The following is an 11514-nucleotide window of genomic DNA, read 5'->3' on the forward strand; positions in this document are numbered from 1 at the left end:
GGATGGAGGGACAAGGGGATGGGGGGAAATAAAGAATAATTATCAACTAACCACTATCAACCATCAACTAACCACCATCAACTCCTCACTCCTAACTTAATTCAAGGCAACTCGAAGTTGTTCAACTTTTCCAGACTTACCCATTTTTTTGGCTTGTTGTTGGTTGACGCTGACTAAAACTCCTCCTGCATTATCTGCTTTGACGGTAAGTTCTTTTTGAGCCTTCCAAGAACGTTTACTTCCTTGTTTTAAGGTACCCTCAAAAGTAGTTTTACCGTCAGCAATTACCTGAATCCAAGAGGATTCTTTTAAAGTAACTCCCACTCTCACTCCTTTTTCATCTTTAGTAAAGGTGTTTATTTGACTCAGGGATTGAGGTTTGATTGGAGTCGGTTTAAAATTGCTAGCTGAAATATCTGGCTTCTGTTGGGATTGATTATCAGTTGCGATATTTGTAGCATCACTCAACCAATTAGATAAGCCGCTGACAGCACCTAGAATTAATAAAACGTATAACAAATAAAGATGAATGGGACGTAATTGAGCGAAAGAGGGATTTTTCCAAATCGGTTTGAGACTGACTTTGTTCGTACCAACAGGAAATGTACTAACAAATTCTACTCCGTTGTAACCCAATGCATCAGCATATTGACGAACCAAACCTTTAATATAGACTGGTTCTGGTAAATCCTCAAAGTTAGCTTCTTCAATCCCTTTTACTAGCCGTCGAGGAATTCTGGTATGCATTACCACTTCTTCCAACGAAAAGCCATGTTGTTGCCGTGTAGCCTGAAGCTGTGCGCCCATTTTCGCCAACTTTTCCGCTCTTTGCTCTTCTAATGAAACTGTAGGATTTTCTTTGGCTTTTTCTTTTTCTTTCTTTCTAAACCACTTCATCTTTTTTTGCACTCCTTGAGCCAACTGAATCATTAATCGGGGACTTCCTGTAATTGCTGTTTTAAGTAGAGAACTTCTTTCTGTGTTAGGTAGCGAAAACTACCCTCTGATAAATCTTCTTTGTTAGGTAATTGCAGTTGTATCGAACCGATGGCAGTCCGATGTAATTCAATTACCGGATATCCCAACATTTGGGCTACACGGCGAATTTGGCGGTTTCTTCCCTCCTTAAGAATGATTTCTAAATAGCTGTTTTCTACAAGTTTTTTGATTAACTTTACTTGAGCGACTCGCGTTTTCCGGTTGTCTAAAAAAATACCCTCACGCCACATTTGCAAAGTTTGCTGAGGTGGATGCCCTTTAACCAAAACACGATACGTCTTAGGAATATTATGACGTGGATGGGTAAGCCGAAATGTCAAGTCTCCATCATTTGTTAGTATTAATGCTCCTGTAGAGTCCGCATCTAGACGACCAACTGGATGAATACCTGTACCCGAATGCAGTTGCTCTGGTAGTAAATCTAATACCGTTTGTCTAGCTTGAGGATCGTAACAAGTAGAAACTACCCCACGCGGTTTATTGATTAACAAATAAATCAACTCCGGACGCTTGGAAGCAGAAATAGTCTTCCCATCAACGGTAATATTATCTGTATCTGGGTTTACCTTCTGCCCTAAGTGTGCCAATACACCATTAACCCTCACTCGTTCAAGTTTAATCATTTCTTCCGCTTGACGACGTGAGGCAATACCCCATTGTGAAATAATTTTTTGTAGCCGAGCCTCCATGTATATTTACTGATATCCCATCAGTTCATATCTAAATACGAATATAGTATTGATGTTTTGTAATTGAAAAGCTGTTTTGATACAGTTAATAATTGTTTATCTATTTATTTATCGGTTTTTCAATTAACCCCATTCTCTTTCTAGCTATCAAATGCTGAAAAAAAATCAGTTTAGATTGATTACAAATGTCCTAACCGCAGCAATCAAATTGTGGTTAAGAACACAAGTAAATCATGTTGAGCAACTTCAAGTCGAAATTGTTGGCGGCGATCGCCAAATTATTTCTGGCAGTATACCATCCGTGTCTATTGTTGCACAAAAGGCAGTATATAAAGGTCTTCATTTATCATTCGTGGATTTAGTCGCAAAAAATATTCGTATTGATATCAGTTCTATTCTCAAAGGACAACAGTTGCAATTGTTAGAAAAAGTATCAGTATTTGCCGAATTAAATCAACAAGAAGCTGACTTATCTGCTTCCTTGTCTAGTACGTTACTATCAACTGCTTTAAATGATGTTCTAGTTAAACTTTTACCAGAATACAGTGCAAATTCCAAGTCAACTAGTTGGCAAAAAATCACAATTAAAGATGGGTTAGTTGTAATCTTTGCCATCATAGATCAAGAAAACAATCCCCAACCCTTAGATATTTGTATGGGATTAAAACTACTCAGTCCCCATGAGTTAAGCATTGCACCGATTTCTGTCACCAGCAATACCAAAACCCTGTTTGAAAGCCATGAAGGTGAGTATATTGACTTGGGGTCTGATGTAGAGATTCAAGAGCTACAGATAATCCCCGGTAATATTATTTGTCGGGGAACAATAAACGTAAATCCATAGTTCAACCAATCAGGGGCAAAAGCAGGGTAATGAAGTAATAAACTAATGGAGCAGTAAAAATATAGCTGTCAGTACGGTCTAGAATTCCTCCATGACCGGGAATTAAATCTCCGGAATCTTTAACTCCTGCATCACGTTTGAGCATAGATTCGGTCAAATCACCTAAAAGACTGGCAATACCAATTAAAGAACCGAGTGCGGCACCCGTGAGATAAAATTCCGGTAAATTAATATAGTAACCAAACAAAACTCCGACTACAATACTTGCCGTAATCCCAAAAATTGCTCCCTCTACGGTTTTCTTCGGACTGATGCCCGATAAAGGTGTTTTACCGAAATATTTACCCACGAAATAAGCACCGATATCAGCAGCCCAGATACACATAAATGTCAGTAATGTTGTACGTAATCCTAACGGTAAAGCGGAAAAATTTTCTCTACCTATAAATGCCGATAAGGAAGATGGTAAATAACCTCCCAAGGGTAAATTGCTGAAGCTAGCGGTATCAATGGCTCGTAAACGTACCCAGTAGCTAGGTAAATATCCCGTGTAGAACAAACCGAGAATTGAAGCGGAAATATCGGCAATTGATGCCATTTTCGGCTGAAACAACAGATAAAAGCAAATAAATGTACCGGCTACAGGCATTACAGCATCAGCTAAATTGCTATCAATGGTACAAATGACTAACAACACTTGGCTGACAACCATTGTAGTTTTAGCTGCTGGAGCTATGCCTTTGGCTCGTACCAGATTAAAATATTCTCGTTGCCCTAGAAAAATGATGATTACATATAAAAATGTAAAATACCATCCTCCCAGCATAGTGGCACCTAAAGCTAAAGCGATCGCAATAATTCCACTTAAAATCCGAGACAAAGACATAGACAATAGAATTTTAGATTTACATTTGCATGAGTAGCCGCAATGCACCAATATTCCATAGTACATCTTTAGGTTGCAGTCGCAGTTCACAAATTAGTAATAATCGAATTTTCCTTTTACAGCGATTCTGGGAGTAAGTACGCCATCCGATTACCGAATCGAGGGGACAAGGAACTTAGCACGGGGAAAAGAAATTACCGATGTAATTTGTTTCGCAAGAAGAGAGTAATTACTATGAAACGCCGGTAAATCGCAACTTCATGGGATTGTGAACAGGAGAATAATTTGGCGATTGGTACTCGCCCTAAGAATTTGATCAAACGTTAATTTATTTGCTTAGGATTAAGTTCCTTGAAAAGAAGTAACCATAACACCTTCAGCCACTTCTATCCAAAGCTGAGCGCCACAACTGAGGGGATTATTTGGACGATAAACGAGCCGACATTTTCCTGCGATTTCTACATCATGATAATAACGAACGCTCTTTCCTGATTCAACTCTGATTACAGGGTTATTCGCGCCATGTTTTCTATTACTTCTAATATAATGCTGGTTCACGCAAATGCGAGTTAATGCCTATAAACTACCCCACCGCGTAGGCGGATGGGGTTTTCAGTAGCCCTGATCTGAAAGGTACTGAGCGAACAGCACAAATAGACCGAACCTCCAGGCGTGTTTATAGAACGCCCCATTGCTTCAATATTTTTCGCCCCGTTCAAATCCGCATCCCCAATCCAACCACAATGACCGCAAGCGAATTTCTTACCACTTCTGTACGATTCACCTCTAACGGGGTGGATGTGCAAGCACTTGTGGCAAGTTTGCGAGGTGTAAGCTGGATTCGCCAGAATCAGTTTTACGCTGTTCTTCACCGCTTTGTAGGTCAAGAATTGGCGCAACTGGTAGAACGCCCAACTATTCGAGAGACGACGCTCCTTCTTGGTACGTGGCATCTCCGAGGTACGCTCTCTAATCCCGGTCAAGTCCTCCAACGCAATCACCTGATTGTTGATTTTTGCGTGTTGGACAATGCGCTGAGAAATGACGTGATTGGTATGCTGCTGAAATCTCCGTTCCTTGCCCGACAACCGTTGCAAGAGTCTCCGCGCCCGACGGCGTGTAGATCTTGTGCCTTTCGAGGCTTTTTGCTGAATCGAAGCTCTCACACGCGCTTGATGATTTCTAACGTTGGTTACGTCTTTGCCACTGAAACTATTCCCGTCCGAAGTCACTGCAAGATCGGTTCTACCGAGATCCACACCCAAAACATTTTTAGTTTTTTGCGGTGGCTCTGGCTGCGATTCAAGCTGAATATTCAGATAGTATTCACCGTTCGCATTCAGCGAGAATGTTGCAGTTTTTGGTTTTTGTCCTTTCAGCAATCCGCGCTGATAGTTACCGATGTGCAGTCTGAACCGTTCCCGTTTACCCAATGCTGTGAGGCTAACAGTCCAATCCGATTCACGGAAACTGAAGGTTCTCGCGTCATAGGTAACAGAGGTCGGTGCAAATTGTTTTACTGGCTTACCTTTATGTTTTGCTGTCTTTCTGTTGCCAGAAACACGACGGATTGCGTGAATTGTAAGCTGGGCAGAAAGACCGAAACGCGCCCGGACTTCCTGATAAACGAGAGATTGCATTGCAAGTTCGTTAGTCAGTTTTTCGGGGACTTCCTGATTCACGTACTCGCAAGCATCAGCAAACACCCGGAACAGATTTTGCACTTTTGGCAACTGTTCGGGTGCTACTTCAATCTTGCAGGCTACGGTCAGGACTTGCTTCATGGCTCTAAAACTTCACGTATTGATATTATAGACTAAAAGAGGCGTTTGTATGTTTCCGGTTTTGCTATCTAAGAGATTAGGGCTTGCGCCCTGTCGCTATCCCTCCCCACCGTGTAGACGGATGGGGAATCCCGCTAATTCGTTGAAGTCCGCTTTCTCCAATTAGGCTTGGGACCCCTGAGACCTTTGGTTACTTTTGGCTTTCCATGGAACAAAGGAATCTGCCAAAATCTACCATCCTTTCTCGCTCCTTTGATTCTGCCTTCTTTGAGTAGTCGTCGTACTCGTTGAGTACAAATTTTTAACAATTTAGCTGCTTGGGTTGTTCCAATCACGTTCAAAAAACTGTAGCGCTACATTATTTTTAGTGTACCATTGCGCTCTACCGTTTCTAAAAATTTGAATCAGGTTCTTATTGTTTTGGTTTGTTGTAACTAGGAAGCAATGCGGGGTATAGATACAGGCATCAAAATTAATATGGTAGAGTATTGGGCTGTTTCAAATCAAAACATCGCTACTTTATGATCGGAATCCTTTTTGATTTCTGTTCGCTGTGGTCAAGACGATTAGAAATTCGTGATATCACGAATTGTTTGGTCAAGGCATATAACTTGTAGAAGCTAAAGAGCAAAAAATATAGTTCTAAATTTTATAGTCAAATATGATATCAACGATAAAACTTATTTGTGAGTGAAATTACCGGGGAACTACAACCCCCTCTATCCTCTCAACAAAAGCATTAGGGATTACTTTTCTAAGGACTTGATTAATTAAACATTTTATTGGGGTAGGGAGTAGAAAGCAGCTATATATATAACTGAGCAATAATTATATAAATATTTTTACTTGACTACTTATATAAACTATATATAAAAGATTGTGATTTAAAGAGGCGCTATGTTTGGATTGGGTTTTCCGGAACTGGCTGTAATTGTGGTTGTAGCGATTTTGATTTTTGGACCAAAAAAAATTCCCGAATTAGGAAGCGCTTTAGGAAAAACTCTCCGGGGTTTTAAGGAAGAACTTAAAGATAATCACGATGAAACTAATAAAGAAGAAGACCAAGAGCAGGTATAAATAAAAGATGATGGGTAAAAAGTAATAAATTAGCGTTCGATGCAATCTAAAACTCTTTACTCATCATTGTTAACTTTTCATAAAGAATTTAACACCGAAGATATTTCTCCTACTTGTTTATCTTTAGGAGTTGCGCTATCGTAATTGGTTGGATTTTCTTCTTCTATTACACCTCTAGCTTTAATTAATTTAATTGCACGACTAACGCTTTCTGGTAGAATCACTACCAAACTATCATCAGTTGCTAAATCTAAAGCTTTATTAATCGCTTCGCTTTCATCCAAAATAATGGAATGCAGACAATTAGGGTTTGCTTCCCTTATACCTTGAGTAATTAAATCCGCAGCGGAACCGCGTTTTCTGCCTCGTGTATCGTCATCTTCCTTAACAATGATGCACTCAAAAATTGAAGATGCTAGTTTACCCAACATCACAAAATCTTCGTCACGGCGATCGCCAGGTCCGCCAACTACACCGATACGCTGTCCGGATGTCCAGTTACGGACAAATCCACCCAATGCTTCATAAGAAGCAGGGTTGTGAGCATAATCGATTAAAGCGTGATGTTTACCCAAGTTAAATAAATTCATCCGTCCGGGTGTTTGATTCACCGAAGCACGGAAAGTATTTAAACCCGCTCGAATTTCTTCAATCGAAACGTTTTGTACAAAAGCAGCTAAAGATGCAGCTAAAGCGTTAGCAATCATAAACGGCGCACGTCCGCCCATTGTTAAAGGGATATGATCAACTTTTTCTATAGGATGAGTCCAGTCTCCTTTGAATATTGACAAAAAGCCATTTTCATAAATTGCCGCTACTCCACCTTTTTCGATGTGTCCTCTAACTAACTCCGATTCCGGATTCATGGTGAAGTAAGCAATATTTGCTTTTGTTCTTTGCGCCATTGCGGCGACTCTTTTATCGTCAGCATTTAAAACTGCATAACCGTCGGGATATACTGCTTCTGCAACTACACTTTTCAAATGTGATAACTGTTCGATAGTATCAATATCACCCAATCCCAAATGGTCAGCAGCGACATTCAACACCACACCGACATTCGCCGCTTCAAAAGCTAATCCCGAACGCAGGATACCTCCCCGCGCTGTTTCCAACACGGCAACTTCTACTGTCGGGTCTTGCAATATTAATTGAGCGCTTTGAGGCCCTGTATTATCTCCGGCTTCTACTAAATATTCTCCGATATATGTCCCATCTGTGGTTGTATATCCAATTACCTTACCCGTTTGTTTAAAAATATGGGCAAGTAATCTAGTAGTAGTAGTTTTACCGTTAGTGCCGGTAATACTAAGGACAGGTACACGATTAGTTTTATCATTGGGGAACAACATATCTATGACAGCACCAGCAACATTGCGAGGAACTCCCTTACTAGGAGCAACGTGCATCCGGAATCCCGGAGCTGCATTCACCTCAACAACTACCGCATCAACTTCCCGCAATGGACGACTAATGTCAGTGGTAACAATGTCAATACCGGCAATATCCAAGCCGATGATTTTAACTATCCGAGCTGCTAACCAAGCGTTTTCTGGATGAATTTCATCGGTACGGTCTACGGCTATACCACCTGTAGATAAATTCGCCGTTGCTCGCAAATAACAAATTTCATCTTTATTTAAAACAGTATCAAGGGTATACCCTTGTCTTTCCATTAATGCATAACTATTACGGTCTAATACAATCCGAGTCAGAACATTATCGTGACCATCGCCGCGATTTGGGTCATTGTTGGTTTCTTCAAGCAGTTCGGCAATATTAGATTTACCGTTACCCACTACATGAGCAGGTACACGCTCGGCAACTGCAACGACTTTACCATCAACTACTAATACACGATGGTCGCGTCCGACATAATATTTCTCAACAATTACCGAGCGAGAAACTGCCCTTGCAGCATCGTAAGCCGCTTCAGCTTCTTGCCAATTTCTGATATCAATAGTAATTCCGCGCCCGTGGTTGCCATCAAGGGGTTTGATGACAATGGGATAGCCGCCAATATGATTAACTGCGTCTTCCAATTCATCAAAGAAATTGATGGTCATACCCTTGGGTACGGGTACTCCAGAAGCTTCAAGAATGTTTTTAGTAGCTTCCTTATCGCAAGCAAGTTCTACTCCTAAAATGCCGGTATTAGCCGTCATCGTGGCTTGAATGCGTTTTTGCTGCACCCCATAACCGAGTTGAATCAAATATCTCGAACCTAAAGGCATCCAGGGGATACCTCTTCTTGTAGCTTCATCAACAATTGATTCTGTAGAAGGACCCAAAGAAGCATCGCGCCAGTAGTCGGTGATATCTTGTAAATCTTGCTCCAACTCAGCCTTGGGATAGCGTCCTCGATCAACGATACTTTGACATAGCCGGACAGCAGCCCTTGCGGCGTAACGTCCGGCTTCTTCATTTAAATACTCGAAAACTACTTGATAAATTCCCGGAGTTGAGGTTTCGCGGGTGCGACCAAAACCCACGTGCATTCCGGCTAATTCCTGAAGTTCTAGCGCTATGTGTTCGGCAATGTGACCCATCATAGTGCCTTCTCGCACGCGCATTAGAAAACCACCACGACAGCCCGGCGAACAGTAATGACCTTCCAAAGAAGGTAATGCCTCTACTAATCCTTCGTAAAAACCGGGGATTTCATTCGAGGGTGTATCGGCAAGGTTTTCTAAATCGAGGCGCATGACGATTAACTTATGTCGTCGAATGCTCCAGTAATTTGGACCGCGTAAAGTCTGTATCTTGAGGATTCTCATGATTAAAGGTAGATGGAGATTCGGAACCAAAATTCTAGTTTCTTACTGGAATTGACCGCATAACTGTTCGTGGATAACAGTTTTTTATGAAAACTTCGTAATTACTGTGATTTTTTTCTGCTGCAACCAAAAAAATCGCGGTCAACCCAGTGTAACCACACATACCTATTCCCGTCAGCTGGATATTCGCCCCACAGATGGCAACACAGTACGCCCGTAAAGATGGTAGCGATCGCCATGGCTGAGAATATGTACTCGTAAGTTATGGAGACTCAGAGGTTCTGTCGCTCCCACACGAGGTTCGTTAGTATGAGTAAGCTCGCTTGAATCGATAATTGTCACCGCTCCTTTGCCCATAACTTCTAGCCAACCATCTTTTTCAAACATGGCACAAGTATCTTCATCAATGCCAATTCCCAAACGGTCAGGATGAGAAGCGATGGCACTCATTAAACGTACCATGCGATTACGGTTGTGAAAATGCTGGTCTACAATCAATTCTGGGATAAATCCCAAGCCGGTTGCCATATCTACTAAGGAACGGTTGGGAGTCTCACCACTACCTCCTCCGGCAATCATATGATGTCCCATGACTGCTGCACCAGCACTGGTACCGGCAAGGGTTAATTCTCCCGTTTTGACTCGCCCTCGGATAATATCCATAACTGGTGTGTCAGCCAACACACCACAAAGGCGTAATTGGTCTCCTCCAGTCAAAAAAACTCCGGTACATTGTTCAAGGGATTCCTTATAATAACGGTCGTGACAGTGGTCACGTTCTCGAATATCTAAAATTTCAACTTTTTTTACTCCCATGTCTTCAAAAATATTTACGTAGCGAGCGCCGATAATACTCGGTTCCCGAGAAGCAGAGGGAATAATAGTAATATGGGCATCTTTTGCACCAGCACGGTCTAAAAAAGTCCGCAGAATCTCTCGTCCATGAACTTTGTCTTCTGCGCCTCCAATAACCAGAACGGCGGTTTTAGTTGCTTGGGGTGTGGTCATTTCCAGCCATTTAGCTTTTAGTTGCCGCATTGTTTTTCTCCTGTCAACAACCGGAAGGTGAATTTTACTTCGCGGACAGTTCGCGGAAGTATGATAATGAACGGGACATTTTAAATATGTTTTAGTGTCCTACCGTTGAAGGCTGATTGCAAGAGTTGCTCCCGCTCTAAATTTCGTTGTGCAACTCCTGCTTTTTACTTTAAGCCTTGAGACATCATGCCTCAACAGTTATCAGTTATCAGTTACCAGTTATCAGTTAAAAACTGTAAATCAATTGGGAGTCAGAGTCCCCACAACGCCTGGGTGGTGTGTTTCAGTCGGGGTTAAATCCCCGACTGAAACCGTGATAACTGATAACTGTTGACTGTTCACTGATTTAAGTCATCTTCTATTCGCCAGGTTGATGTATGTTTCACCTGTGCTTTTTTTATTTTCTCCACCCGCGTCAGCGGAGTATTTGGCATAAACCACCGATATAAACTGCTTTTTCCCGATACAGGATAAAATTTCCGGCTTCGTTGTTAACGCAGGTTAGAATTTTAATTTAAAGTTAGATGTGACAATATTTAAACATAAATTAAGTAATTAGAAAAACTTTCGTTTTTACAGAAAATTTTCTATAGGGACTTACTTTTATATATCCTAAATAGTTTGTATGTAATGAAAGTCCACCAACGCTTCTGCATCTAGAAGTTAGCAAATTCAATTTAAGATTAGTGTCCTTCAATACGAAATACTGTGCGTTTTGATATAGTTACGCTATTTCCCGATTGTTTTACCTCGGTTCTCAATTCCGGACTAATTGGTAAAGCTTTAGCAAAACAGATTGCCACTGTGCATTTTGTCAATCCCCGCGACTTTACCACGGACAAACACCGAAAAGTCGATGATGAACCTTACGGTGGAGGAGTGGGAATGTTAATGAAGCCCGGCCCCATATTCTCTGCTGTGGAATCGCTCCCAGTCATGAACCGAAGAGAAGTAATTATGATGAGTCCTCAAGGACAAACTATTAATCAGCCTTTATTCCGAGAATTGGCCACCAATTACGACCAATTAATCATCATTTGCGGTCATTATGAAGGAGTAGACGAGCGAGTATTGGATTTAGTCACCCGTGAAGTTTCTTTGGGAGACTTTATTCTGACTGGGGGGGAAATACCTTCAATGGCTTTAATTAATGGGGTAGTACGACTACTTCCCGGAACTGTTGGTAAAACAGAATCTTTAAAATTAGAAAGCTTTGAAGAAGGTTTATTAGACTATCCCCAATACACCCGCCCCGCAATATTTCGCGATCGCAAAGTTCCCGATGTATTATTATCCGGGAACCATGCGGCAATTGCCCAATGGCGTTACGAGCAACAAGTCGCCAGAACCCGCAAACGTCGTCCCGATTTATATCAAGCCTGGGAAGAGGAGAAGAGAAGAAAGGGACAAGGGGATGGGG

Annotated in this window: 11 protein-coding genes; 3 read left to right on the top strand and 8 right to left on the bottom strand. The window is 41.5% G+C overall.

The window, feature by feature from the left end:
- Positions 1–96: 96 nt before the first annotated feature.
- Together IQ247_RS28905 and IQ247_RS28910 are read right to left on the bottom strand one after the other, a co-directional pair.
- The gene (locus IQ247_RS28905; protein WP_228060139.1) at positions 97–930 is read right to left on the bottom strand and encodes a helix-turn-helix domain-containing protein; all 834 of its coding nucleotides are present in this window, start codon (positions 928–930) and stop codon (positions 97–99) included.
- Positions 930–1688 carry a pseudouridine synthase gene (locus IQ247_RS28910; RefSeq protein WP_193925255.1) on the bottom strand — a complete coding sequence of 253 codons (759 nt, stop codon included), beginning with the start codon at positions 1686–1688 and terminating at the stop codon, positions 930–932. Before IQ247_RS28910 ends, IQ247_RS28905 begins: the two co-directional genes overlap by 1 nt.
- A gap of 151 nt (positions 1689–1839) precedes the next feature.
- Between IQ247_RS28910 and IQ247_RS28915 the strand changes: the two genes are divergently transcribed.
- Positions 1840–2532, top strand: a complete 693-nt coding sequence (locus IQ247_RS28915) for an LmeA family phospholipid-binding protein (protein ID WP_193925256.1) — start codon at positions 1840–1842, stop codon at positions 2530–2532.
- Position 2533: 1 nt separating this feature from the next.
- On the opposite strand, the gene IQ247_RS28920 is transcribed toward IQ247_RS28915, so the two are convergent.
- The 4 genes from IQ247_RS28920 to IQ247_RS28935 all read right to left on the bottom strand — a co-directional run bounded on the left by IQ247_RS28920 (position 2534) and on the right by IQ247_RS28935 (position 5537).
- Positions 2534–3418, bottom strand: coding sequence for a phosphatidate cytidylyltransferase (locus IQ247_RS28920; protein WP_193925257.1), 885 nt, complete (start codon positions 3416–3418; stop codon positions 2534–2536).
- Between the two features lie 342 nt (positions 3419–3760).
- Entirely contained in the window at positions 3761–3976 is a 216-nt protein-coding gene (locus IQ247_RS28925; protein WP_228060140.1) for a hypothetical protein, read from the bottom strand.
- Positions 3977–3987: 11 nt separating this feature from the next.
- Entirely contained in the window at positions 3988–5202 is a 1215-nt protein-coding gene (locus IQ247_RS28930; RefSeq protein ID WP_193925258.1) for an RNA-guided endonuclease InsQ/TnpB family protein, read from the bottom strand.
- Between the two features lie 134 nt (positions 5203–5336).
- Positions 5337–5537, bottom strand: coding sequence for a helix-turn-helix domain-containing protein (locus IQ247_RS28935; RefSeq protein ID WP_193925260.1), 201 nt, complete (start codon positions 5535–5537; stop codon positions 5337–5339).
- Positions 5538–6099: 562 nt separating this feature from the next.
- On the opposite strand from IQ247_RS28935, the gene IQ247_RS28940 reads away from it, so the two are divergent.
- Positions 6100–6279 (top strand): TatA/E family twin arginine-targeting protein translocase, encoded by a 180-nt coding sequence (locus tag IQ247_RS28940; RefSeq protein ID WP_193925262.1) that lies wholly within the window; start codon positions 6100–6102, stop codon positions 6277–6279.
- A gap of 77 nt (positions 6280–6356) precedes the next feature.
- Here IQ247_RS28940 and cphA read toward each other — a convergent pair whose 3' ends face one another.
- Positions 6357–9056 (bottom strand): cyanophycin synthetase, encoded by a 2700-nt coding sequence (cphA, locus tag IQ247_RS28945; RefSeq protein ID WP_193925264.1) that lies wholly within the window; start codon positions 9054–9056, stop codon positions 6357–6359.
- A 174-nt stretch (positions 9057–9230) separates the two neighbouring features.
- A complete protein-coding gene (locus tag IQ247_RS28950; protein ID WP_193925266.1) occupies positions 9231–10094 on the bottom strand; it encodes a cyanophycinase in 864 nt (287 codons plus the stop codon).
- 708 nt (positions 10095–10802) lie between these two features.
- On the opposite strand from IQ247_RS28950, the gene trmD reads away from it, so the two are divergent.
- Positions 10803–11514: tRNA (guanosine(37)-N1)-methyltransferase TrmD (gene trmD, locus IQ247_RS28955; protein ID WP_193925268.1), on the top strand; the 712-nt coding region annotated here is incomplete at its 3' end.

Source organism: Plectonema cf. radiosum LEGE 06105 (assembly GCF_015207665.1).
Taxonomy (GTDB): Bacteria; Cyanobacteriota; Cyanobacteriia; order Cyanobacteriales; family Nostocaceae; genus Rivularia; species Rivularia radiosa_A.

Coding starts and splice junctions, on each gene's coding strand:
- IQ247_RS28905 (WP_228060139.1), bottom strand. CDS start 930: ATGATTCAGTTGGCTCAAGGAGTGCAAAAAAAGATGAAGTGGTTTAGA.
- IQ247_RS28910 (WP_193925255.1), bottom strand. CDS start 1,688: ATGGAGGCTCGGCTACAAAAAATTATTTCACAATGGGGTATTGCCTCA.
- IQ247_RS28915 (WP_193925256.1), top strand. CDS start 1,840: ATGCTGAAAAAAAATCAGTTTAGATTGATTACAAATGTCCTAACCGCA.
- IQ247_RS28920 (WP_193925257.1), bottom strand. CDS start 3,418: ATGTCTTTGTCTCGGATTTTAAGTGGAATTATTGCGATCGCTTTAGCT.
- IQ247_RS28930 (WP_193925258.1), bottom strand. CDS start 5,202: ATGAAGCAAGTCCTGACCGTAGCCTGCAAGATTGAAGTAGCACCCGAA.
- IQ247_RS28940 (WP_193925262.1), top strand. CDS start 6,100: ATGTTTGGATTGGGTTTTCCGGAACTGGCTGTAATTGTGGTTGTAGCG.
- cphA (WP_193925264.1), bottom strand. CDS start 9,056: ATGAGAATCCTCAAGATACAGACTTTACGCGGTCCAAATTACTGGAGC.
- IQ247_RS28950 (WP_193925266.1), bottom strand. CDS start 10,094: ATGCGGCAACTAAAAGCTAAATGGCTGGAAATGACCACACCCCAAGCA.